Genomic DNA, 25,304 nt, shown 5'->3' on the forward strand with positions numbered 1-25,304 from the left:
CTACTCTTCCGCTGATTTGATGAACTTCATATTGATGACGGTGATGACCAGAATGACCGCGAACATGCTGACGCCGAGCGCCGATGCATAGCCAAGATCGTTGAACTTCGTCGCCGCGTAATACATCTGCAGGGCAGGCACGTAAGTGGAATCCATCGGACCTCCGGCGGTCACGATCAGAATGCTGTTGAAGTCTTGAATGATGCCGATCAGCCCGAGAATGATTAGGAATTTGAATTGTCCCGAGAGAAGCGGCAGATGGATGGAACGAATGATTCGAGGAAGGCTGGCTCCGTCCATTCGGGCCGACTCGATCAGTTCGTTCGAGATAGACAGCAGACCTGCATAGAAGACGAGCAGCTGCAGGATGCCGACGAACGGGAAGCCGATGAAGATAAGCGCCCACAGCGCCGTATCCGGATCGCCGAGCCAGCCGTGCGCCCACGAGCCGAGCCCGATCAAGTGGAGAAAGTTATTGAACAGCCCCATGTTCGGATCGTAGAAATTCTGCCAGATCAGCAGTCCCGCGACGCTCGGAATGATCATGGATGCCGTGAATGCCGTCCGGAATCCATACTGCAGCTTCTTGCTGCGAAGGTGATAGATCAGCTCCGCCACGATCAGAGGCGGAATCAGCGACTTGATCAGCCCGGTGACGATCAGAATGAGCAGATTGACGAGCCCTTTCGTGACGTAGGGATCGTGGATCATCCGCTCGAAATTGTCCAATCCGATATACGTTGTTCTGCCGCCCGGCTGCCATTGATACAAGGAGTGGAACAGCCCCGAGAAGGCGGGGAAATACAGGAATGTGAAGATGAGAATGAAGCTCGGAGCCAGGCCGAGGTAGATCCATTTGGAACGCCAGATCTCTCTGAAAATGCCAAGTTTGCCGCGTCTCTGCATCCAACGCAGCAGAAGCAGAACAAGCACGATAGCCGCCGCCGCTCCGATTGTCCATGCGATGATTCTCATCCGCGCTTGGCTCTTGGCCTCGGCGACGACGCTGCTGACATCCAGTTGAAGAATACGGCCGTCGTCCGTTCCGGCATACATCGTCTTGCTGTCGGGCGAGAACTCGACGGATCGGCCGGCCTCCCCAACCTTCATCTCCCACAGCTGCTTGCCGCTGCTATCGAAGATATAGAAATTGCCGGTGAGATCGGCAACGCCGAGAGACGCCCCGTCCTTCGAGAAGGCAACCGCCGAGACGCTGCTCTGAATGCCGATATTGCCGGCGGGCTCGCCATCCGAGGTGAACAGCTCGACCCGGCCGTCGCTCGTGCCGGCGGCGATGTCTCCATCGCCGGTAATGTCGATGGATTGAATCTGTCCCGAGGCCCCGATCTTGAGCAGAGGCTTCCCGGTGCCGTCTAACAAATGCAAATATTGGTCGGCAGTAGCCGCTAGAACCCATTGCCCGTTATCGGACACTTGGGCTGTCTTCATCGTCGCGCCGATCGCAGCGGCGCCGATCTGTTCGCCGGTCTGCCCGTTCATGAACAGGAGATCGTTGACGCGTTGAACGACCGCCACAATGACGGAGCCGTCCTCGGATGCGGATACGCTCTTGACCTGGCGCTTCATATCGGCATCCCAGAGCGGCGTCCCTTCGCTGTCATAAGCATAGAGATGCCTGTCGTCCGATGCGACGAGCAATGTGCCGTCATCCAGCAAGTCAACCGCGTTGATGACGTTGTTCGCTTCCTTCTCGTAGAGGGGGGTGCCTTCCTTATCGTACACGACCGCCTTGGAGCCATGGCTGCCGATCGCGATCCGGCTTCCGTCGCCCATGGCCGATATGGACGTAATATCGTCCGCGCCTTCTATGGACCATTCCCCTTGAGCCGCTGCGTATTGCGGAACGAGTCCGATCAGGAGCGCGAGCGCCAGCAGGATCTGTGGGGTTCTTCTCATAGGCTCCTCCTTACCTTGCTCATCGGTTGTGGATGACTCCTTAATGATGAATCTGCACAGGCCCGAGCGGACCTGTGCAGATGTGAGTCCGTTAGTTGCGTTCCGGCGGCCGCTTCTCCGGCGTCTCCAGATCCGACAACTCCTTCTTGCCCTGCTTCAGGTTTGGTTCAAGGTACTTGTCGACGTTCGCCTGCAGCTCGTTCAAGTATTGCTCTGTCGTAATGTCGCCGGCGAAGAAGCGCTGCACGCTGCCGACCCAGTCCTGAACGGAAGGCTGATAACCGTCGATACCGCGGGACAATACGTTGCCCGGCGTTTGATAGCCTTCGGTATTGCCGATCGGCTCGAAGTCGGCGAACGCCTTCGTCATCTCATCCGGAAGGACAATGTCCTTCAGTGCAGGCGCGCCCGATAGGGAGGCGTCGTCGCTGTCTTGGATGGCTTGCGCATATACTTTGTAACCTTCAGGACTCGTCAGATACATCATGAAGTCCATATCGAGCGCATTCTGTTCCGCATCCTTGGCGACGAAGCCGTAGAAGCCGATCGGGATTTGAATCGTACGAGCCGGAGCCAGAACGCCTTCGCCTTCCATCGAAGGCATATTGAAGAATCCGTATTCGAACGGCTGAACGCCGCCGGTTGCGCCAGTCTTCGTCTCATCCTCGAAGTCCTTCGGCAGCTGCCAGTAAGAAGCCGGCGTTCCCATCATCGTGGCCGCCTTGCCCGTCAAGAACAATTGATAGGCTTGATCTTCCTTGACGCCGAAGAAGCCGTCTTCCGTATACGAGAATAACTTCTTCAGATTCTCGGCATATGCTGCCCACGAGGGGTTACCCGCGATCTTGAATGGGCCGACTTTCTCTTGGACCGCTTTCCAGAATCGCAGCTCGTTCTTGGTGACATTGCTGTTCGCATCATTGTACGGATCCGACAGATCGTACTTCCAATTGTCGTCGATCTCGGGCAGATAAGTATAATCCTGCGGCTGTGAACGACTGATATTGATATAGTCGCGGAAATATTGGTCGGCATAGATCCGAACCAGCCAACCGGCCTGACCGCTCCACATCGAATTCGCATCTCCGCCGATCGCCAGCGGCACATATCCGGCCGCCTTGATCTTCTCGAAGTCGGCCGTCAGCTCGTTGAAGGTCTTCGGCGGTTCGGTGATGCCGGCCTTATTGAAGATCTCCTTGTTATAGGTCCAAACGATCTGCACCGACTCAAAGTTCAGATTATAAAGGTGATCCTCCGCCGCGACGCCGTCAAGGTTGATTCCCATCGCGGCCAGATCGAGCGAATCCTTCCATGGCTTGCCCGTATACGGGTTCGTCTGGTCGAAGTACGGGTAGTAGTCGACGAACTTCTTGTCGGCCGCCAAATTCGCCACTTCGTTGTTGATCACCAGATCGGCATCCGGCGTGCCCGCCGCGAATTGAGCTGTCAGCCATTCCTTATAGCCTTCCGCCGGCTTGTTATCCACCGTCACCTTCACGCCGGGGTTCTTCGCCATGTAAGCTTGCGCGACCGTGTTCCAGACGGAGGATGACATATTCGATAAGGCGATGTTGATCGTTCCTTGCAGGGCAGGCGCTGTCTCGGATGGACTTGCGGATGGACTTGCGGATGGACTCGCTTCCGCCGATGCGGACGGGCTGGAGTTGGACGCCGCCGGCTCATTATTGTTGCTGCAAGCGGCTAATACAGATGATGCTGTCAATAAGCCAATTAACATTGCCGAGCTTTTGCGGATTTTCATTTGAATCTCCCCTCGTTATGTTGTTATTAAAGCGCTTACTTCCTTCTGTTAAAAAAAATCTCTGAGCAGTCAACATACTAAAGTATGCCTTTTGTTAATTTGTATACTTTAATGTCTAAAGTATACTGTATATAACGGACTCTCGCAATCCTTTTTTCAATCGAGCGCTTGGATATAGCTAAAGGCTGTCGTACTGCTCGACAGCCTCTCCGCTCCAACCCTGCTCTATTTGTCTATAACAGAAGCCTATCTTGGCGCAGGCCCTGTGCTCTCCCGATGAATCAGCGTGGGCACGACCTCATCCTTGAGCAGTTGACCGTCCCCATCCTTCAACTCGAACAGCAAGATCTCGGCTGCCCGTTCCCCAAGCTTCCTCGTATTCTGGCTTACCGTCGAGAGCGAAGGATACGTATATTGGCTTACCTTGACATCGTCATACCCCATGACGCTGACGTCCTCCGGTATCTTCATGCCCAAGCTCCGGGCCGCCTCCATTGCCCCGATCGCCTTGTAGTCGCTCGTAGCGAAGATCGCTGTCGGCGGATCCTCAAGGGCCATCAGCTTCTTGAACCCTTCGAAGCCCATCTCAAGCCGTTCGCCTTCCCCGCTCATGATCGCGATCAGATTCGGATCGAAAGCGATCTGATGCTGGGACAGCGCAAGCCGGTAGCCTTGAAGGCGCAGCGTGAACTCCTGGTTGATCTCCAGGATCGAATTGCCGGTGATGATGACTCCGATCCGCCGATGGCCTAATGACAGAAGGTGCTGAGTCGCCAGATAGCCGCCCGTCAAGTTGTCCACGATCACGTACGGAATTCCCAGATGCGGGTAATAGAAATGAACGGTGACCAGCTTCCGGCCTTCCTTCTGCCATGCAGTCAGACGCGACAAGTCGAACGTATCTGCGATCGTGAGCAGAATGATGCCGGCATCGGGATCCTCAGGCAGCTCATAATGCTGGCCGATGTCCCACAGATGAAAGGCTACGCCGTTCTCTTCGCATACGTCCTTGATCCCGTCGAACATCTCGCTGAAGAACGGGTGATTGAAGTTGCTGATCTGGTTCTGATGCGCGAAATAGATCGTGTGAATCGGCTTCGAGCCGGCGGCTGCTCGCATATTCTCTTGGATGAAGCTGCCCTTGCCGCGAATCCGATAGACGTAACCTTCCTGCACCAGATCAGAGAGGGCGCGGCGGGAGGTAATCTCGCTTGTGTTATATTCTTTGGCCAGATCGATCTGCGTCGGCAGCGGGTCATGCGGCTTAAGCTCGCCGGACTCGATCTTGCGCTTGATATCATTAACGATATATTGATACATTGGAGTCTTGTCCATCTTCTCCGTATCCACATGATCACCCCTTCTAGGTTGGCTTAAGTATACTTTAGAGCATCCGATTTCGCAAGACACAAACAAGCGACCCCTGCCCTCCGGCTTGGCGTCGCTTGTTATGAAGTCCTATCTCCAGCTCTCCGGCTGCTTACAGCCTGGCCTGGGATACGTTCGTCAATCGATCGGCGGGCTGCATTCGGCCCGTCACGCGAACGCAGCCCTCTTCCTCGGTAACCTCCACGTCCTCCAGACCGACGGTCGTCCAAGACAGTCCGTTCGGCAGCACCGCCTCATACCGCAAGCTGCCGTCCTCTCCTCTTCTCCACTCCGAGCGAACGTCCCCGCGCACTGTCGGAACGACGCCTTCCACCCATTCGATCCCCCGGACGGCGACGGGCTGCAGGATGACGCCTGCGATTCCGGCCGCCGACATATTCACGCCAAGCAGCTCGCGGCTTAGCAGATACGTGGGGGATGCCCCCCAGCCATGCGAGAGGCTGACGGGAACCGAATCCTGCAGATAGGTTGGCGTATGGCCCAGATAGGGACTCGGGATCGTCGGGAAGGGCTGCGAAGGATCGAACGTCTCCCACCAGGTCGTCGCCCCGCGATCCAGCATCGCTCCCCAGTAGTCGCGGATGAATCGGACCGCCTCCTCCGCATAATGGTAGCGGAACAGGGTCTCAAGCACGATATGGTAGAAGAAAGCGCCTCGAATCGGCGGCAGCTTCCCTGCCAAATAATAATCTTCTATGAAGAGCGACACTTCCGGATCGTCCATCACGCCCGACCATGCAGCCGCGAAGTTCGTCTGCGCCGTCACACTCGACGACACTCCCTCGTCCGTCATGCAATCGGCATAGACAGCCGATCCCGCCACCCGCAGCAAGGCGCGGATGGAATTGCGCAGACAGCTCGCTTGGCCGCGAAGCTTCGCCTCGCGCTCGGTCTCGTTCAGTTCCGACGCGATAGCTGCGACCGTGATCAGGAATTTATAGTAGAAGCAAGAGAGCGCGGTGACGCGATCCTTCCGCTCGATATCCTCCGACCAATCGATGAAGCACCACCAGCCTTCGCGATCCGCTCTTGCGAACAGCCCCGATTCATCCTCTTGCGCCGCGAACCACTCCGCCAGCCGAAGCACGCCGGGCCAGAGCTCTTCCAGAAAAGCCCGGTCTCCGCTATAAGCGTAATACTCCCATACGCCGAAGAGCCAATGCGCGCAGAAGTCCGGCAGCATGAACGGATTGCGCTGCGGACCGGTCCCCGGAATCGAGCCGTCCTCGTTCTGAATGCGCGCTCCCTGCATCAGCGACTTGCGCACAAGGGCCGGATCGTCCGAGATCTGATAGACGACCTTGGCCATAACTACCGCATCCGCCACCCATAATGCGGCTTCGCGGTAGGGGCAGTCCTCGAAGTGGCTCTGGCTGTTGACCAGCGTCGTATAGCGCCCTGTCTCCCAGATCCGGCTCAACCTCTCATCGCTGCAACGGAACGAGGCTTCGCCCGAATACGGATAGTGGACGAATTCGACCTCCAGCCGCCTCACTTGAAGCGGAGCAGGCGTCCCCATCGCCGCAGCCTTCATAAACCGGAATGCCCGCCTGCCATAGGAGGTCAAGCGATTAACACCTTGGCGCAGGAGGAAGGTATCCGTTAATGTCATCTCCAGTGACTCTCCGCAGAACAGCTGAAGCACGCCGCCTTCCTCCGCATACACCTCCAGCCTCGGATAGCCCACGACCTCTGATCCGAAGTCGTACGTGACCTGCGGGAGGCTTCCCGGCACGGAGGCATCCATCGTCATTTCGCCGGTCGTTCGGGCATCAGCCAGTAAGGCCTCCGGCGAAGACAGGCTTCCCCTATAGGGCTCCGCCGCGATGATAGCAGCCGGCCGCACCAGCGTACTGCGGAGGAATGGAATCTCGCGAGGCAGAAGACGCGGCCAAGGGGAATCTTGCTGTTCGGCAGCCGCGACCGCTTCGGCCCAAGGCCAAGACGCGTCGTCGTACGCCGCCGTCTCCCAGCCGTCCTCCTCCGAGGCATCGTAGATCTCCCGGAATCCGCCCCAGAGATGAAGTCGGCTCGCGCGCTTCCAGCGGTTGGAGCGCCTGCACTTCCAATCGGCTCCGCTGGCTATCGACCGGATCGGGCTTGAGCAGCCGCCGCCATCTCTCCCGTAGAGATCCAACTGGCAAATAAGCCCGCCCGGCCCTTGCAATTGCTTCGTCACGATAGCTTCCTCGCCGAAGTTGTTCGCGACGACAGCGAGCACGTTCTTGCCGGCGATTAATCGGTCTGCGACTTCATAGACGTCATAAGACATCCAAGCCAGATCGGACGGAGCCGGTCCTCTCCCGATCATGTCTCCGTTCAGATAGAGTTTATAGGACTGATTGGCTGATATACGAATTTGCGCCCTTCCGGCCAGCTCATCCATGTCGAACGCCTTACGCGCTTCCACGAAGACATCGCTATGTCCAGCTGTCCCGGCAGCCCATATCCATTGCGCCGTCCAATGATTGCTGTTCATTCCCTTGTCCTCCAAGTGATCGCTATAGCTTACGGAATTGCCTGCGCCGGCCTGGTCATCGGCGTTCAGCTTCCCGGTACGCATAATTCAGCCTTCCTTCCGGCGCGACATCCCCATACCGGTAGAAATCCATGATATCTCCATCGCTTAACATATGATCGGCCCATTTGAACTCGAAGCACAGCGGCTCTCCCGGCCGATCCAGCCCGAGCGCTGCCCTCGGCACAGCGAGCTGCAGCTCGCGCCCGGCGGCAACGTACCAGATGTCGGCAACTCTCTCCCAGACCCAGCCGCCCGTGCTCCGTTCCAACAAGGTCGTCGAATCGTCGATGACGGAACGGTTCACGATGAAGTCGTATCCATGCCAGCCCTTATCGGCCGTGCCGTCCGTATTGATCAGCAGCATCATCCAATGCTTGCCGGTGCAGGGACTTAGCGGCTCACGCGTCCGTGCGTAGAAGTATATATATCGGTCATCGTGGGCCGCCTTCATCGAGACGAAGTCGTTGCGTCCCGTATCGCTCGTATAGATCAGATCTCCATACCCGCGGTGGCTCCTAGGCATTGTATCGCCTTCGAAATCGCGAACCTCCGCCGTTATGCCGTCCCATCCGCCGAAGCCGTCCGAGAGGTTCAAGGTTGCGGCCGTGCCGGCTAACACCGGAGGCGCCGTCCCCTTGAACCGCCGGATATACTCGATCAACTGCATATAATAGTTGTCGTTATATCCCCCGTTCATCGGTTCGATATCGCGGCTGAAATTCAGCGTTGCCTGATCGACGAATAACACCGGTCTCTCCGGCACGCCGTCGAACCGCATCGCGATCCATTCGTTCCAGCCCGTAACGAAGACGATCCGCGGATCCTCCGCAAGCGCGAATTCCCATTGCTCCGCCAGATTGGCCCCGCGATAGATCGCCTCGAGAGAATTCGCCTCCTCCGGATCCGCGCCATCGGAATAACCTCGGCCCCAATTGCCGCCGTACCCATAGAAGGGAGTATCGCTCATAGCGACGCTCGGATGCTGGGCCACCGATACGCTGATCACTTCCTTCTCGCCTCTATCGTTGTAGAACACTCGCTGCGGCCGCTCGAATTCAATCCAGGGGAAGCCGTTCGTCCTGGCTGCTTCATTCGGCCACTGATTCAACCGGAACGTGAAGAAGGCCCGCTGCTCTTCGCTGCACTCCTCGGGATTGCCGATGATCAGCGGCTTCCCATCCAGTCGGAACCACAGGTGCGGGTAACGGCCTGGCTTGTAGACGTCTTCGAAGATCTCCCCGACCCGCTTGCCGGAATCCGTGTTCGTGTAGAAGACGAACTGCGGCACTGCGAATCCTTGGGCGCGGATCTCGTCCATGACGCGGAACAGCTTGTCATAGACATTCTTGTAGGTAGAGGAGTTCGTCGTATCGAACACGAGAAAATCGACGCCGGCGGCCGTAAGCAGCTGCACATGTCTGCGAAGCACCCATTCGTCGTCGCTTAAGTAGTAGCCATATAGCGGCTCTCCCCAGAAATGAAAAGCATGGACTGGTCCCCAAGCCGGATGGTTCGGATCATGCACCGCCTCGGGCCGTTCCGACACAATCTTCGTATTGTCATACGGACCTTCCGTACCATGCTGACCCAGCCATAGAAAATAAAATAGGCCGACATAGCGTTCAGATGAATCCACCCGGCACTCTTCCCCCTTCCGCATAGCCAACCCCTCCATCCCCCAGCGACGACTAAAGTATTCTTTGATGTTAACTATAATATACTTTATTCATTAGAAGTACAACTAAATATACGATAATGATTCGAAAATAAAAGCCGCCCCTGACCATACGCTCGGTCGGGGCAGCCTCCTCTTGCTTTAGAACTCTGCGTTGATATTGTCTAATTGAAAATCCGACATCCAGGCCATGTCGTTACCGACGGCTCGGAACGAGATCTCGATGCTCGTTACCGACGAGCGCCCAGTCCATGCGGAGATATCCGCGGAGATCGCATTCCAACGGTCCGGCGACATGGCGGACGTATAGACGAAGTCGCCGCCAACAGCGCTCTTCAGCGTGAGCCGCGTCTCGTAGGCCGCTCCGGGCACACCGCCATACGAGTCGATGTCATACGTGAACGCGCTCGCCCCGCTCAGATCAAGCGGCTCGTCAGGCGTCACCTTGACCGTTCGCCACGCGTCGGCTGCCGCGACCTCCGAATGGGCCGCCAGCGCATATTGACCTTCGCTCGGCGTCGTCGGCCCGTTCGCGAAGGATTGGACCGAGGCGACGCCGGCTACGTTCTCCCCTGCCGTCCATCCTTGCAGGTCTCCGTCCTCGAACCGGTAAGGCAGTCCAACCGCCGGCCCCGGTCCTGCATCGGCTTCCTGCAGGACGAACGCGAAGACGCGTCCTTCGTAGTTCAGCATAATCGCGGGCTCTACGCCCTCCCGCGGCTCGTAGCTGACCACTTGAAGCATGAAGGTCCCGCTCTCGTCCGTTCCAATGTCGCCGAGCTTCAGGTCCGCCGGTTCCACCGCCAGCCCTTCCGTCGTCTGGACGGCGAGCTTCTTGTTCAGCTTATCGGCTCCGTGGTTCGTGACGGTGACGCTAATCTGCGCGCCGGCCGCCAGCCGGTCCGCGAGCAGCTTCGCGTCCACTTCGACGTTCGCTTGCTCCGGATCAGGCTTCGCCAGCTTGATGAAGGAGACATCGTCGATCCGAATCTCGCCCCGCCACGGCAGACCGCCCTCCGAGCGAACCCATATTTTCACGCGGTCAATGGATCGGAATCCGCTCCAATCCGAGAGCGGCATCGCGAGATGCTGCCAGCCAGCTTCGGGGTCCAGCCTCGCCGTGCCTTCTATGGTGTCCGCTCCGCTATAAGCGATGAACTTCGCGTAGTAAGACAGGTTCGGGTTCGCGGCGGGAATTTGGATAGCCGCCGAGAAGTACGGCGTCGCCTTCGCGTCAACCGGAGCTGCGAACGTCTTCTGAACGCCTGCCCAGTTTAGGCCGTAATCGCTGCTCACGGAAGCCGACAGATAACGGCTTCCCTCGTAGGCTGCTCCTGCGACACTATTGACCGCTGTCACCTCGTCCGAAGCGGCGTAGCCGTCCGTGCCGGATTCGAAGCCGCTGGCTTCCGCGGACTTGACGCCCTTATTGTCCTCGCTGACGAACCTTAGCCCGCCCGCCTGCGGAAGCGAACGATCCGCCAGCTGCGCCGGGTCGAAGTTCGGGATGACTTCCGTCCAATCGCCAATGCCGATCACTGACTTCGCGAAGTCCGTCACCTCGAGCGACCGGCTCGTATCGATATATTTGAACACGTCGTAGACGGCCTTGTGCCGGTCCGGCGTCACCACCGTCCCCGGCGCGTGAGTCCACAGGCCGAGATTCAATCCGCCTTCTTGGCCGTGATCGACATGCCGATGCAGAATGAACGCGTCAATCCCGTCCAGGAACCGCACCTTGTAGTAGGCATAGGCGTAAGCCGCCGCCTGAAGCTGCTGATCCTCCGGCGAATTCGTCAAGCTGTGGAAGCCCTGCTCCGACAGAATAATGCGGCGCATCGAGCCGTTGTACAACTCCTCCTGCTGCTTCATGTAATTCACGAGCACGTCCAAATTCTTGAACGAGATCAGCTGCGTATTCGGCGAGTCCGTCGCATCCGCATCGTTCCAGAAGCGCGGGTTGAACAGATCCTGCGGATAAGGATGGAACGCAATGTTCCAGCCGAAGTCGCCCTCCGCCTTCGTCAGCGCGTTCAGCCGGTCGACGATCGCCTTATTGTCGTATTTCCAGACGGAGTCGCTGCCCAGATTCTCATCCCAGAAGTGGTCCAGCGACACATACGTCCTTGCGTTCGCATAGGCCGACTTGACGATCGTATCGACGAGACGGAGCGTCTGTTCATACTGCCGGACGTATTCCTCCAGCGGCTTCGGCCCCATGTTGTTCCACACTTTGTTCTGGCCGATCTCGTTGCCGACAATGTAGTTGACGGCCCGGCCGTACGGCTGGCCCGGCATGGAGTAGCGGTCGGCCAGGAACTTGGTCGCCGCCTTCACGTATTCCACGCCGATCGCGTTGGACGTGTTGAGCGCATAGACGGTACCGCCCGGCTCCGAATCCGGGTGAATCAAATATTCGTTAGCCGAGTCGGAATTCTTCGTATCGTACATAATCAGAATTAGCGAGACGATAATGCCGTTATCCGACAGGCTCTTGATCTGCCGGTCGAGCTGCTCGATTCGGTCTTTGCGGAAATAATAGGTTTTCCCTTCCACCGTGTAAGAGATCGTGTTGTCCGGATGGTTGTTCGTCTTGTACGTCAACTCGTTGTACGGGACGTTGAGCGCCGCGTGGCTGATGCCCAGCTCCTGAGCGTCGCCCGTCATTTGCACCTGAAGCCCTTTGATGCTCTTCGCCTCCGGATACGGCTCGTCGTTGGCGGCGATCGCCTCCGCGTTGACCACGTATTGAGGCGCGGCGATTAGCGTGTACCCGCCATCCCCCGTATCAGCCGCGACGGCGAACTTCGAATAGAGCCGGCTCCGCTCGCCGTCGTGCAGCGTCGTATCGAACCGGAACGACGCGCCAAGCGCGGCCTCGGCAAGCGGCGTGCGCTCTTCGAGAACCGTCTTCGGATCCTCGTAAGTCGCTAACTCGAACAAGTACAGGCGCGCATCCGGATGCGCATCGACGAACGCCTGCCGGACGGTGCCCTCGATCGCGATGCCTCCGTCCTCGGCTATTCGCGCTTGGGCCGTCCCGTCATAAGGCTTCTCCAGCACCGGCATCGACTTGAAGCGAAGCTGATCGATCTTCAGCGTTCCCGAAGAAGCGGGTACACCGATCCGGATAGCTGTCACCGTCCCGCTCCAGCCGGGCATGTCGGAGAAGTTAAGGTCCCGCGAGAACGTGCCCGAAGGCGGGATCGCGAAGGTCTTGGCATCGGCATCGTTCCAATCGCTCTCCTCCGTCTTCCACTGCACCGTCAGCTCGCTCGCGCCCGTGTCGTTCGTCATCGCAATCGACATGCCGTTGCGCCTCCCCGCGTCAATCCTCAAAGCCGGCGATTCCAATGTGCCGCCCTCACCGCCCAGCGTATAGACGAGCTGTCCGCCGGACGAGGCCAGCTCGCCGCCCGCCGCCGAGAATCCCTCCGTGTCGCCTTCCACGTTAAAGGCAAGATCCAAGGCGTTCGTCGCGGTCAGGTAATCGATCTGGAAGCGCCCGTCCCAGTAGTCGTAGCCCGGAGCTCCCGGCGCGATCCCCTCCAGATCGAAGTTCTGCAGGAAGGACACGTCGATCCGCGTCACGGACGACCGGCCCGTCCAATCCTCCAAGCCGATGAACACACGGGTCCAGTTGTCGTGGTCTATCTTGGCAACGCTCTCAAATGTGCTGTCTCCGCTATACAGCTTAATCTTCATGAAGTACTCGACGGACTGCCAGCCCCAGCTATTCGCAGCGAACGCCAGGTAGCGGTACGCGGATAGATCCAGCGGCTGCTCGAACTCCCTGTAGATTGACCTCCACTCATACACTTTGACTTGTTCGGGCACTTGCTCCAGCAGTCCGGCTCCTTCATACGGAGCGTTCGGACCGTTCAAGATGCTGGTCGCGTAATGAATCTCCTTGGTGTTCATTCCTGCCTTCCACTTCGCTGCGTCCTCCGCCGTGTTGAAATCATCGATGACGAGCGCGGGCAGCAGGTCCTGTCCTGTATAGACATTGTCTGATTGCTGCAGCTCCAGGTCGTACGCGCCTGCCCCTGCTACGGCAGACAGCAAGAGCTGGAGAAGCATGACAGCCGTTATAGCTGCCGACACCTTTCCCTTGCGTGACATAAGCTACCTCCTCAATAGGGTTTATGGAAGAATACGAATATAATATATCAGCAAGGTATTCTTTTTACAACATTATCAATTAATTAGTATACTTAACTAAATAAGCGTATCACATGGCACAAAAAAATCTCTGACAGCCCCGCAGGACCGCCAAAGATTCAAGATGGTTATTCTAATCACCCCTTCGTCCCGCCCTGCAGCCCGAAGCCCTTGGACATGAACCGCTGGGACAATATGTACAAGATAATGGACGGCACCGCGTACAGCACCGAGAACGCCGCCAGACTGCCGTAATCGACCATGCCGTGCAGGCCGAAGAACTGGTACAGCTTCAGCGAAGCCGGGAAGTTCTCGGGCGTCTGCAGCAGAATATACGGCACGAAGAAGTTGCCCCAGCTGCCGGAGAACGTGAAGATGGCTACCGTGCAGATGCCCGGAACCATGAGCGGAGCGACCACCTTGCGCATGCCGGCGAAGACGGAAGCGCCGTCAACCCACGCCGCTTCCTCCAGATCGGTCGGTACCGAGTCCATGAAGTTCTTCAGCATCCAGATGCCATACGGCATGGCGGAGGCCACGTAGAACAAGATCACGCCGAAGATGTTGTCGTATAGATGAAGAGTCAGGAACAGCTGATAGACAGGCACCATCACTGCCGTAATCGGAAGCGACGTCATGAACAGAATTGTCAGCATGAACGGCTTCTTGTACTTCAGCTGATAGCGCGATAGGGGATACGCCGCCAGCAGGGCCAGCACGACGACCAGGAACGCTTGGCCCGCCGACATCAGAAGACCGACGAGGAAGGCGCGTTGGTTCTCCCCGCTCGTCATGACCTCTTGATAGTTCATGCCGGTCAGCCGGTGCGGCCACTTCAGCGTCTGCATGGCGTTCGTATCGACCGAAGCCACCAGTACCCACAGAAGAGGAAGCAGGAAGCATACGCCGATCAGCGTCAGAACCGCATAGGGCAGAATCCGATAGAGCACCTTGCGTTGTCTCGCGTTCATACGGGATCTCCTTGTCCTTGTCGAGGATTAATCTCGCATCGATCGAATGTAGAACAGGCTCAGCACGATACCCATCAGCAGCAGCAGCAGCGAGATCGCCGTCCCGTAGCCGAGCTGATAATTGATAAACGCCTGGTTGTACATGAAGATCGGAAGCGTCGTCGTCTTCGTCCCCGGCCCGCCGCCGGTCATCGCATAGATCAGCCCGAACACCCCGAGCGTCTGCAGGGTGACGAGCATCATATTCGTCGTTATGGTCTGTTTAATGTACGGAAGCGTAATGCGGATAAGGATCTGCCATCTCGATGCGCCGTCTACGACCGCAGCTTCCTCAATATCGCTCGGCACGTCGTCGAGCGCCGCTTGGAATACCAGCATCGAGAACGCCGTTCCATGCCAGATATTCGCCAGGATGATCGTCAGCATCGGAACGGTGAACAGCCACGCGATCGGCGAGATGCCGAACGCGCCTATAATCGAATTAAGCGTTCCGCTGTCCGAGAAGAAGCTGTACAAGCAGAGGGCGCACACGATCTCAGGCGTCACCCAGCCCGCCAGCACGACTGTGCCGATCACTCGGCGGAAGAATCTCCTCTTATGCTTCATCAGAAGAGCAATGAGGAATCCCAGCACCTGCTGTCCAATAACGGCGGAGCCGATCAGGAAGACGAGCGTATTCCAGATGCTGACGGTGACCGTCGAGTCTTCGAACATGCGGGTGTAGTTATCGAAGCCGACGAACTTAAGCTCTCTGGCCGCTTCGCCCGTCAGCGCGAGATTCGTGAAGGAGTAGAAGAACGTCAGCAGGATCGGATAGATGAAGAACACCAGCATAATGGCAATCGAAGGAAGCAAGTAGAAAAGCCAGGTGTAGGTCTTGTTCCTCTTGTAGGCCGGTTGGACCGTCAAGCTGCTCATCGCTCGTACCCCTTCCACGTGCGGAAAATCGATAATAGCGCTTGCTCAAGCAGTCCCGCGCGCGAGAACCTGCTTGAGCAAGCCTGACAGCCGCTATCTCTCCGCGATGTTCTCCTCGCCCACGATCCGGGCCACATCGCTGGCGTATTTGTTCATCGCATCCTCAGGGGATGTCCCCGACGCTACCGACTCGACCATCGTCTGGATCTGGGTCGATACCTCCGGGTATTTGTCCTGCGCCGGCCGGAATTCGGCGTTCTGCAGGAATTCGGTCGCGATCCCGTTGAACGGCAGCTGAGTGTAGCTTGGCTCCGCTCCCACGTCGGCCCGAACGGTGATGCTTCCGAGCAGCGTGACAAGCTTCAGCGAGTTCTCTTTGTTAAGCGCGAATTGAATGAATTCCCATGCCTCGTCCTTGTGCTTCGCATTGCTCGGGATGGAGAGCGCCCATCCGCCGGCGAGCGTGATCGTTCCCGGCGCCTGCCCTTGGCTCGTCGGCATCGGCGCGAAGCCGAGCACATCCTTATACTCCGGCCATGGCGAGGCCCCGGTATCCAGGTAATTGCCCACGATCCACGAACCGTCCAGCGAGATTGCCAGCTTGCCTTGCGGCAAATATTCTCGGGCGGACGTGTTGCCCGCTTGCCCGTTCAGCACGAGGGAGAGCGGCGGGCCGAGCTTCTCCTTGTTCACGGTGCTGATGAAGTTCAGCGCATCCATTATCCCTTGGCTCTTGGTGATCCACTTGTCGGTGGCGTCGTCGTACAGCTGCTCGCCCGTCCCGTAGAGCAGCATCTCATACGTCTGCATCGACGTCGCTTCGCCTGTCGCCTTGCCCATATTCATCCAGATCGGCACGATGTCCGGCTCCTTCTCCTTGATCGTGCGGGCCGCGCTCAAGACTTCGTCCCACGACTTCGGCTGCCAATCCTCCGGAAGACCGACGCGCTTGAAAATCTCCTTGTTATACCACAAGCCTCTGGAATCCGTGTTGTAAGGGACGCCGTATACTTTGCCGTCGCTGGCTGTGACGCCCTTCTTCAACGCTTCGATGAACGAGCCGTTCGTCCAATCCGGCCAGATCGCAAGCCTGTCGTCAAGCGGCGTCAGGAAGCCGGCGCTGGCGTCCGAGTTCAGGATGAACGTGTCCTCCGTCACGATGTCAGGCGCGTTATCCGCGGACTTGAGCGCCAAGGCCACCTTCGCGAAGTAGTCGCCTTCCGAAGCTTGAATCGGCGCGGGCTTCACTTCTACGTTCTTGTTCGGGAAATCGGCGGCCATCTCCGTGATCCACTTGTACATCGAGCCGTTCTCGCCCGTGCCGTCATCCCGGTACGTAATTGTTATGGTCGTCTTCTCCGCCGGATCGCCCCCGCTCCCCGTTGTCCCGCTGGCGGATGCGGAAGCGGAATCGCTTGGCTCACTGGTTGGGCTGCTGCTCGAGTTGCCATTATTGCCGTTGGAACAGCCGATGACGAGAGAGATGCTGAGCACCGAAGCTGCGATGAGCCCCAATCTCCTCTTGCCGATAGTCATCTTCTTCCTCCTTTGTGGATCAGGCGGCCGCTTGACCCCCAGTTCTCTTTTTTGTATGCGCTTTCTATTGTTGTTATTAGAAATATATGGGCTAAGGCTCCCCATATTCGCCTAAATCTCGGACATTCGACTATGAGATTGCGACAAGGCTAAGCCGGCGGCGTTAAGGGAGAACAAGAAAAAGCTGCCCCGGTTATCTTCCGGCGACAGCTTCAAACGGACTTCGTTATTCCGATCGAGGCGAAGCGGTGCTCTGCCTGATGACCAGCCTGGGACTTAGGGAGGTGAGCTTCTTCACTCGTTCCTGGTTAATTAATTGGCGCAGCACCTGCACTGCCGTTCGTCCTAGCTCGCTCGCCTGTTGGGACACCGTCGTCAACTCCGGTATGAAGTGGCGGGCAAGCACGATATCGTCAAATCCGACGATGGAGATATCGTCCGGGACTCGCATCCCTTGATCGATTGCCGTCTTCATCGCGCCGATGGCGGTGAAGTCGTTCACGCAGCAGACGGCCGTCGGCCGCTCTGTCTGACTCAGCAGCCGCTGCATCTGCCTGTTCCCGGCATCTACGGAGAAGTCGTCCGGCAGTACCCATTCCTCCCGAATCGGCAAGCCCGCCTCCCGCAAGCACTTGCGATAAGCCCGCATCTTGACCATCGTGGTCGCCATATGGCTCTCACCGCCGATGAAGCCGATCCTCGTATGGCCCAGCTCGATCAGATGGCGAACCGCCAGCATCGTCCCTGCGTATTCGTCCGTCGCCACCCGCGTCAAGTTCGCGTTCTTCAGATTCCCGTTGACCAGAACGAGCGGAATCTTGTTCGCATGCTCCATCACTTCCTGAACCAGTGCTTCGTCGCAATCATTCAGATTGATGCGCCCGCCCATGAACAGGATGCCGTCCACACGCTTCTCCCGCATAATATTCAGGAACTCGGATTCCTTGTCGTATTGCCCCATCGTATCGCACAGGAAGAACGTGTATCCCGTCTCCTGCCCCTCCTGCATAATGCCGGAGAATACTTCGGGGAAGAAGGAGTTCGTAATATCGGGCAGAATGACGCCGATGATGCCAGTCTCCTTCTTCGACAAACTGCGCGCAAGAGCGTTCGGCTGAAACTGATGCCTGTGCATAATCGCTTCGATCTTGGCACGTGTCGAGGCTCGGACGGGCGCCGTTCCATTCAGCACGCGGGATACGGTGGCGACGGATACCTTCGCTTCCTTCGCGATGTCATATACGGTAACCTGCTTCATGGCCTGCATAGTCCCTTTCTAGGCATGGACATATATTTGTTCATATTATAAACAAATTCCCTCCAAGGGGACAGCACAGTCTTGTCGCCGCACGCCCCCTTGGAGGGATCGATTCATGCCAATTGGCTCTTAGCCCTGGCTCTCAACCATCGCTTTGTAAGCATCCATCTGCTTCTGCAGCTCGGCCATCACTTTGTCATAGCCGGCTTGCTTAAGCTTATTGCGGAATTCTTCGACAGCCTGTGCCGGGTCTCCGGCCTTGCCGTAGGATATGGCCGGCCCCATCTCTCCCGTTACCTGGTTGATCGCCGTCAGCTCCGCGTCGACTGGCGTCTTGTCGAAGGCGAACTGGCCGTACGGGTAAGGCTTCTTATAGCTATCATATTCTTGATACAGCGTGCCGATCTGATCCCAGACCTGGTCCGTCGGAATCTCGAATTTGTCCACGCGGCCGCCCCAGAAGTCGGAATAGAAGCTGTCATTTGTCTCATCGTAGCCTTCCGGAAGAACCCGCTTGCCATCCTTAATCTCATACTGGACGCCTTCGATGCCGTAGTTGATCAGATGATAGATCTCTTCATCGTTGCGGATCAAGTCATACGCCATCAGCGCGCGTTCCGGGTTCTTGCTGTGCGCGCCTACGGACGTTCCGCCGTGCGTGATCAGCGTGCTGAGCAGATTGCCTCTTGTACGCGAGAACGGGAACATCTGCAATTCGGAGCCCGGCTGCTTCTTATCCATCTGAACGCGAAGCGTACTGAACGTCTGGGAATGGTGTTGGTCCATGCCGCTTAGTCCGGCTTGCAGCGCATCCCGGGTATTGTTCTTGTTGTTCAGCACGTCCTCGCGCCAGTAGCCTTTGTCCGCCCAATCCTTCATCATCGTCGCGAAGTTCAGGAACGTATCGTCGTAGACCGGACTCGTGATCGTATAGGGATCATCTATCGATTTGCCATAGAAGATCGGCAGGTAGCCGGTCGAGATCGACGGGTTAATCTCATCCGTATACGAGGTGACGAATCCGTCCCATACGCTCTCGCTCGTCGTCGCATCCCACGGAATCGCGTCCGGCTTGTTATCCTTCACGTACTGAAGATACTTGCCGATCGTCTCCCAGTCCTTGATCGGCTCCGTGATACCGGCCTCCTTCGCCCAGTCTCCGCGATAGAAGAAGCCGTGATTGACCCACTGGGTATATTGGTCCTCTGGAATCAAGACGATCTTGCCGTCATATTTGCTCTGCTGCCAGCTCTCCTGCGAGACGGATTCCCATGTCTGCGGCGCATACTTCGGCAGCAGATCGTCCAGGGGCATGAACGCTCCGCGCTGCGCGTTCGCCCACGTATCCAGCCAGTCTGTGCCGATCGTAATCAAGTCGTACGGTTCGCCGGACGCCAGCGCCAGATTGTACTTCGTCTGCCAATCCGTCCACTCGATCCACTGCCATTCGAGCTCCACATTAATCTTCTCTTTCATAAGCGCGTTGACTTTCTCCATGACCTTCTCGAATTGGCCGTTGGTCGGTTTGTCACCCAATACGAGATAGCTGATCTTGACGAGCTTTGACGTATCCACATCGGAGCTGCCGGCGGATGAGCTGCTGCCGGAGTCTGGGCTTGAGCTTGCGCTGGAGCCATTGTTATTGTTGCCCGAGCAAGCGGCTAAGCTGAGCGTCAGAGCTGTCGAGAGAACCAGGAATGAGGCTTTCTTCACCTTGGACAATCGAATTTCCTCCCCTTAATTGATTTAACCTTGCCATACTATGTGCAGAGGCTTTAGGGCCCCGGTCACATCAGCCTTTGACCGCTCCGATGGTAATCCCCTTGATGAAGTACCGCTGAACGAACGGATAGAAGAAGATAACCGGCAGTGTTGCCACAACCGCTGTCGCCATCTTCATGCTCTCAAGCGGCACGTCGCGCAGCGGCACGTTGGATGCTGCCGCCGAGTTGCGAATGAAGTCGGCGGTCGTAATGGTCTGATAGAGGAAATACTGCAGCGGACGGTACTCCATATCCGCCGATAGGAAGAGCATCGAGTGGTACCACTCGTTCCAGTAGCTGATCGCCAAGAACAAGCCGATCGTCGCGAGCGCGGGCGTCGTCATCGGCAGAATGAGCCTCACGAAGATCGTGAAGTCGCCTGCGCCGTCGATCTTCGCCGATTCCGTGATCGCGTGCGGAATGGAGCGTACGAAGCTCTTCATCATAATGATCAGGAACGGCGACAGAAGTCCGGGCAGCAGGACGGCCATGTAATTGTCCTTCAACTGCAGATACTGGGTGATGAGCAGATAGAACGGGACGAGGCCGCCGGAGAACAGCGTCGTGAAGTAGATGAAGAAGGAGATCTTGTTGCGATAGGCGAAGTCGGGGCGCTGCAGGGCGTAGCCGGTCATGGCGATGATGAACAGGCCAATCGCTGTCCCCACGACAACCAGACCGATCGTCAGGATGAAGGAACCGACGATCCTTTGCGGATTCTCGAATACAATCTCATAAGCGAATGTGCTGAAGACTCTTGGAATCAGGTTGAAGCCGTATTGCCGGATTGCGCTCTCCGCTGTGAACGACGTGCCGAGTACGAGCAGGAAGGGCAGCAGGCTGAACAGCGCGAACAAACCGATCACGATATAACCGAATCCTCGGATGAACCTGCCGCTGGCATCGGTGCGAATGCTTCGTGACTCCAGGCCGGCGTCCATTCGAGTCTCTAGGGCGTTATCCATAGCGGCCCTCCTCTTAGAATAATGAGTTCTCCGGAGAGATCTTGCGGACGAGCCAGTTAGCCAGCATGACGATCCCGAAGCCGAACACGGACTGGTACAAGCCGACGGCGCTTCCCTGCGAGAAGTTGAAGTTCGTCATCAAGGCCCGGAACACGAACGTCTCGATAATGTCCGTGGTCGGATACAGCGCGGAGTTGTTCGCTCCGACCAGGTTGTAGATTAAACCGAAATTCCCCTTCAGAATGCCGCCGAGCGAGAAGAGCAGCAGGATGATAAACGTCGGCTTGAGCCAGGGCAGAATAATGTAATAGATGCGTTGGAACGCGTTGGCTCCGTCGATCTCCGACGCTTCGACGACCTCGCTGTCCAGCCCCATAATCGCCGCGAAGTAGATGATGGAACCGTAACCGGTGGATTGCCAGAGGAAGGTAAGGACGATGATGAATGGCCATATTGTCGGATCGGAGTACGTCTTAACCGGCTCTATGTCCAGCGATCGCAGCACGCTGTTCAACAGGCCAAAGTCATAGCTAAGGATGTTATAGGCAATCAGGCCGATCAAGACAACAGAGATGAAGTACGGCAGGAACATCAGCGTCTGGGACACCTTGCGGAACCACTTGAGGCGCAGCTCGTTCATCAGAACCGCGACGAGGATCTGCATCACGTTGCCGAACAGGATGAAGGCGATGTTGTAAGCGATCGTGTTAAAGGTCAGCCGCCAGAGATCACCCGTCAAGACCAGGAATCGGAAGTTGTCTAGTCCGACGAATTTGCTGCCGAAGATGCCGTCCGAGTAATTGAATTGGATGAAGGCCATATAGGCGCCGGGCATCGGCAAGTACGCGAATACGACGAAGAAGGCGATGGCGGGCAGACACATGATTAGAAGCGTGCGATTACTCCGTAATCGGGCTAACATGGCTCTCCTCCTTCCGGGCAGTCGACTTGGCCGCGATCGCGCCCCGAGCCGCTCCCAATCCGGGAGCTTCCGCCGTCACGACGATCTCTCCAGGTTCAGTGCCCACTCTAACGTAGGCAAGAAGCTTGCCTCGGTAGGCTTTCCTTATTCTGGAGCTGTAGGGCTCGAGATCCTGAACGTCTCCACTCTCCATGCCGATGATCGTTCCCGGCCCTGTCACGGACAGCGTGATCGGATGGTCGGCCAAGTACGCGAGCCGTCCGCTGCCGTCGGTGACCTGGATCTCAACGTGAGCGATATCCTGTCCGTTAGCCCGCAGCTCCGCGCAATCCGCGGTCATCGCCAGCTTCGCAGGCTCCGATGCCGTTACGAGTCGGCAGATCCGGGAGGTCCCATCGGCTCCTCGAGCGATGACTTCCAGCGTTCCTGCTTCGTAGTCAACCTCCCAAGATAGATAGCCGCGCGGGTCCTCCTTCAGCTTCTTAGCCCCAAGCGATCTGCCGTTCAGCCGGAGCTCCGCTTCCTCGCAATTGGTATAGCAGAAGACCTCGACCTTCTCTCCTGCCGCCCAATTCCAATGCGGATCGACGCCTGCCCATCTGCGTCTCTCGGCGATCCAGGGATCGCTTGCCTTGGCCGCAGCGAGGAATACCATCGGCTCCTCGCTCCACAAGCTCTGCCGGTAGTAATAGCCCGTCTTCTTAAAGCCGGCCAGATCCAGGAATCCGGACTGCGCCGCCCGAACCGGCCAGCCGCGGGCTTCACCCAAGTAATCGATCCCGGTCCAGATGAATTGGGCGCTGATCGCCGGGTTATCCCGAACGGCAAGCCACGCCTCCAGACTGGAGCTATTCTCGCTGCCGTAGATCACGCGCCCCGGATATCGGCTTAAATCCTCGCTGTACAGATGCTCCTTGTAATTGTAGCCGACCACATCCAGCGCGTCGGCATAGCCGGTCAAGTTCGACAGCTCCGGGAAAGCCAGCGCTGCGGTGACAGGCCTTGTGTCGTCGCATTCCTTCACGTACTTCACGAGTCGTCTCGCGATGACGGCCAATCGTTCGGCATTCGGCTTGTTCGGATCGTACATCCGTTCGGCCGCAGGCTTGTTGGCGTCGTTGTTGCCGGTCATCGTATCGAAGTAAGGGTGGCAGTACGGATCGTTGGGATAGTCGACTTCGTTGCCGATGCTCCACAAGATAATGGATGGATGATTGCGGTCCCGGAGCACCATCTCCTTGATGTCGGTCTCGCCCCACTGGGGAAAATCTTCGTAATAGCCGTAATGCTTAGGCGGATAGACGTTGTGCCCGGTCGACCATTTGTTCTTCACGCCTTCCCATTCGTCGAACGCTTCGTCCATGACGAGGAATCCCATACGGTCGCACAGATCAAGCAGATTAGGCGCCGGCGGATTGTGACTCATTCGGATGGCGTTGCATCCCATCTCCTTCAGCGCCGCGAGCCTTCGGACCCACACCTTCTCGGGCACGGCAGCGCCGAGACAGCCGGCATCGTGGTGGACGCAGACGCCTTTGATCTTCATCGGGACATCGTTCAGGAAGAAGCCCTTCTCCGCATCGAACGTGAACCAACGTATGCCTACGGGCGTCTGCAAGCTGTCGACGACCTCGCCATTCTTGGCCACTTCAGTCGTCAGATCGTATAGATAGGGGGAATCCGGGGACCAGAGATTCGGCCGGTTCACCTCAACGGCGTGTTCGACCTTCGCTTCAGCTCCTGCCTGGATCGTTACGAACGACAGCGCCGAACCGATCAGCTGACCGTCTTGATCGCGGAGCGTATGCTGAACTCGAACCTCCTCATCGCCGTTCGTCTCATTGGAGATGCGGACGTCCACGGCAACGGCTGCCCGCTCAGCCGTCACCTCCGGCGTCTTCACAAAGACACCGTACGGAGCGATATGGATCGGGTCGGTGACCGTCAGGTATACATCCCGATAGATGCCCGAGCCTGTGAACCATCTGGAATCCGCAATATCCTTGTGATCGACCTTGACGGAGATGACATTGCCGCCGTCTTCGAAGCTGATGAAGTCGGTCAAATCATAAGTGAACGTGCTGTATCCGTAGGGCCGCTTCCCCAAGTAGTAGCTGTTGCACCACACCTGCGAATTGTTGTAGACGCCTTCGAAAGTAATGCTGACCCGCTTGCCCTTCCATTCGTGCGGCAGCTCGAACCATCGCCGGTACCAGCCGGTGCCTCCGGGCAGATATCCCGTTCCGCTTGAATGCTCCTTCGAGAAAGGCTCTTCCACCGACCAATCGTGAGGCAATGTGACGCTTCGCCAATCGGCATCGTCAAATCCTTTGTACCAGGCCCGAGGCTCATCGCCTCTCTTGAAATGCCAATCCAAATTCAGGTTCTGCACGATTCTGCCGTCGCTCATTCTCCTGCTCCTTTCAGGGGGATAAAAGCGCCATAAATCGAGGGATTTCGCCAAATGTAACAGGTTTCATGTAACGGGTTACATTTCTGTCTGAAAGAAAAACCCTTCCGTATGTAAGGGCTTTCATTTGCTTGTGAATCGAGTATACTATCGCCCTTAAATCAGTGTCAACAGCAGCGATACAAGTGGTAAAAATAAGCGTATGACAAGTCAAAATCCCCGCAAGAAGAACACTCTCTGAAAGTGTTCTCCCCGCAGGGTGTTTAGAAGACTGTTGATTGGCTTTATGCGCCGCTCAGTGCGGATACGCCGTGTTGAATTCAATGCCGCACGGGCCGCCTGCCGTATTCGCTTCCCGATCGACCGCCGTTCCGTCCGCCCGGAACAGAGGACGGTAGTACCCGCTGATCTTAGTAGCTGATACGTTGGCGTAATGGCAGATGAATGCGCGGCGGAACCGGTCCTTCGTCTTGTTCCGGTAAGAGCCGTGAATCAGATTGCCGTTGAAGAAGAGCACGTCGCCCCGCTCCATGACGGCCGGCACAGCCTTCGTATCCTTCGGCGGCTTGACGTAATGGGTGGTGAACGACTCGCGCGCATCGGCTTCTTCCGGGCAGACGAGCGCATATTCGCTCGTCTTCGGCACGACAAGCATCCCGCCGTTCTCTTCGTCGGCCGGATCGATCGCGGTCCATGCCGCGATGCAGTTGCCCGGCTCTACCTGGAGGTAGAAATTATCCTGGTGCAGCGCCTGGCCGCGCGAACCCGGCGGCTTGTAGTAGAACATGCTCTGAGCGGCTAACGCCTCCTCGCCGTAGAGATCAGCCAGCACGTCCATGACGGGCTTGTGCAGCATATACTTCTTGGCGGTATCGTTGAACCGGTGAGGGTGCATGACGCGCGGGTAACGCTTCAACGGATCATCGGCCCTGCCATCCAGTTCCGGCTCGAAATATCCAGGCACGACGGCGCGGCTGATCTGCTCGAACGTCTCGTCTATCTCAGCCAGCTCCTCCTCACGGAACGAGCCTTTGACGATCAAGTAACCTTCCGACTCGAAATGGCGCAATTGCTCTTCCGTTAACGTCTTCGATTGGTAAGCGGCATCCACAAGCGATCTCTCCTTCTCAGGTTGA

The 25,304-nt window shown here is 57.3% G+C and carries 15 protein-coding genes; all 15 read right to left on the reverse strand.

Features of this window, described 5'->3' with window-relative positions; genetic code table 11:
* The gene (locus tag H4Q31_RS00075; RefSeq protein ID WP_185177029.1) at positions 1-1,917 is read right to left on the reverse strand and encodes an outer membrane protein assembly factor BamB family protein; all 1,917 of its coding nucleotides are present in this window, start codon (positions 1,915-1,917) and stop codon (positions 1-3) included.
* Positions 1,918-2,008: 91 nt separating this feature from the next.
* Complete coding sequence (locus H4Q31_RS00080; RefSeq protein WP_185177030.1) at positions 2,009-3,679, reverse strand: ABC transporter substrate-binding protein; 1,671 nt, start codon at positions 3,677-3,679, stop codon at positions 2,009-2,011.
* A 246-nt stretch (positions 3,680-3,925) separates the two neighbouring features.
* Complete coding sequence (locus tag H4Q31_RS00085; RefSeq protein ID WP_185177031.1) at positions 3,926-5,029, reverse strand: GntR family transcriptional regulator; 1,104 nt, start codon at positions 5,027-5,029, stop codon at positions 3,926-3,928.
* 130 nt (positions 5,030-5,159) lie between these two features.
* Entirely contained in the window at positions 5,160-7,631 is a 2,472-nt protein-coding gene (locus H4Q31_RS00090) for an alpha-L-rhamnosidase-related protein (protein ID WP_245347369.1), read from the reverse strand.
* A complete protein-coding gene (locus tag H4Q31_RS00095; protein WP_185177032.1) occupies positions 7,603-9,249 on the reverse strand; it encodes a hypothetical protein in 1,647 nt (548 codons plus the stop codon). The genes H4Q31_RS00090 and H4Q31_RS00095 overlap by 29 nt, the downstream gene beginning before the upstream one ends.
* A gap of 156 nt (positions 9,250-9,405) precedes the next feature.
* Positions 9,406-13,386: a DUF5722 domain-containing protein gene (locus H4Q31_RS00100; protein ID WP_185177033.1), complete on the reverse strand. Its 3,981-nt coding sequence runs from the start codon at positions 13,384-13,386 to the stop codon at positions 9,406-9,408.
* A gap of 176 nt (positions 13,387-13,562) precedes the next feature.
* Positions 13,563-14,396, reverse strand: a complete 834-nt coding sequence (locus tag H4Q31_RS00105) for a carbohydrate ABC transporter permease (protein WP_185177034.1) — start codon at positions 14,394-14,396, stop codon at positions 13,563-13,565.
* Between the two features lie 27 nt (positions 14,397-14,423).
* Positions 14,424-15,314, reverse strand: coding sequence for a carbohydrate ABC transporter permease (locus H4Q31_RS00110; protein ID WP_185177035.1), 891 nt, complete (start codon positions 15,312-15,314; stop codon positions 14,424-14,426).
* 93 nt (positions 15,315-15,407) lie between these two features.
* Complete coding sequence (locus H4Q31_RS00115) at positions 15,408-16,850, reverse strand: ABC transporter substrate-binding protein (RefSeq protein ID WP_185177036.1); 1,443 nt, start codon at positions 16,848-16,850, stop codon at positions 15,408-15,410.
* A 226-nt stretch (positions 16,851-17,076) separates the two neighbouring features.
* Entirely contained in the window at positions 17,077-18,108 is a 1,032-nt protein-coding gene (locus H4Q31_RS00120) for a LacI family DNA-binding transcriptional regulator (protein ID WP_185177037.1), read from the reverse strand.
* Positions 18,109-18,237: 129 nt separating this feature from the next.
* Positions 18,238-19,830: an extracellular solute-binding protein gene (locus H4Q31_RS00125; protein WP_185177038.1), complete on the reverse strand. Its 1,593-nt coding sequence runs from the start codon at positions 19,828-19,830 to the stop codon at positions 18,238-18,240.
* Between the two features lie 70 nt (positions 19,831-19,900).
* Positions 19,901-20,836, reverse strand: a complete 936-nt coding sequence (locus tag H4Q31_RS00130) for a carbohydrate ABC transporter permease (RefSeq protein ID WP_376698197.1) — start codon at positions 20,834-20,836, stop codon at positions 19,901-19,903.
* Positions 20,837-20,849: 13 nt separating this feature from the next.
* Positions 20,850-21,758 (reverse strand): ABC transporter permease, encoded by a 909-nt coding sequence (locus H4Q31_RS00135; protein WP_185177039.1) that lies wholly within the window; start codon positions 21,756-21,758, stop codon positions 20,850-20,852.
* Positions 21,736-24,168 (reverse strand): glycoside hydrolase family 2 TIM barrel-domain containing protein, encoded by a 2,433-nt coding sequence (locus tag H4Q31_RS00140; protein ID WP_185177040.1) that lies wholly within the window; start codon positions 24,166-24,168, stop codon positions 21,736-21,738. Before H4Q31_RS00140 ends, H4Q31_RS00135 begins: the two co-directional genes overlap by 23 nt.
* A 295-nt stretch (positions 24,169-24,463) precedes the next feature.
* Positions 24,464-25,279 (reverse strand): phytanoyl-CoA dioxygenase family protein, encoded by an 816-nt coding sequence (locus tag H4Q31_RS00145; protein WP_185177041.1) that lies wholly within the window; start codon positions 25,277-25,279, stop codon positions 24,464-24,466.
* Between the last annotated feature and the right edge of the window lie 25 nt (positions 25,280-25,304).

Source organism: Cohnella lubricantis, assembly GCF_014212015.1.
GTDB classification, from domain to species: domain Bacteria; phylum Bacillota; class Bacilli; order Paenibacillales; family Paenibacillaceae; genus Cohnella; species Cohnella lubricantis.

Bases quoted from the DNA above. Each gene is read 5' to 3' on its own strand.
- H4Q31_RS00075 (WP_185177029.1), bottom strand. From the start codon at position 1,917: ATGAGAAGAACCCCACAGATCCTGCTGGCGCTCGCGCTCCTGATCGGA.
- H4Q31_RS00080 (WP_185177030.1), bottom strand. From the start codon at position 3,679: ATGAAAATCCGCAAAAGCTCGGCAATGTTAATTGGCTTATTGACAGCA.
- H4Q31_RS00090 (WP_245347369.1), bottom strand. From the start codon at position 7,631: ATGCGTACCGGGAAGCTGAACGCCGATGACCAGGCCGGCGCAGGCAAT.
- H4Q31_RS00095 (WP_185177032.1), bottom strand. From the start codon at position 9,249: ATGCGGAAGGGGGAAGAGTGCCGGGTGGATTCATCTGAACGCTATGTC.
- H4Q31_RS00100 (WP_185177033.1), bottom strand. From the start codon at position 13,386: ATGTCACGCAAGGGAAAGGTGTCGGCAGCTATAACGGCTGTCATGCTT.
- H4Q31_RS00105 (WP_185177034.1), bottom strand. From the start codon at position 14,396: ATGAACGCGAGACAACGCAAGGTGCTCTATCGGATTCTGCCCTATGCG.
- H4Q31_RS00110 (WP_185177035.1), bottom strand. From the start codon at position 15,314: ATGAGCAGCTTGACGGTCCAACCGGCCTACAAGAGGAACAAGACCTAC.
- H4Q31_RS00115 (WP_185177036.1), bottom strand. From the start codon at position 16,850: ATGACTATCGGCAAGAGGAGATTGGGGCTCATCGCAGCTTCGGTGCTC.
- H4Q31_RS00120 (WP_185177037.1), bottom strand. From the start codon at position 18,108: ATGAAGCAGGTTACCGTATATGACATCGCGAAGGAAGCGAAGGTATCC.
- H4Q31_RS00130 (WP_376698197.1), bottom strand. From the start codon at position 20,836: ATGGATAACGCCCTAGAGACTCGAATGGACGCCGGCCTGGAGTCACGA.
- H4Q31_RS00135 (WP_185177039.1), bottom strand. From the start codon at position 21,758: ATGTTAGCCCGATTACGGAGTAATCGCACGCTTCTAATCATGTGTCTG.
- H4Q31_RS00140 (WP_185177040.1), bottom strand. From the start codon at position 24,168: ATGAGCGACGGCAGAATCGTGCAGAACCTGAATTTGGATTGGCATTTC.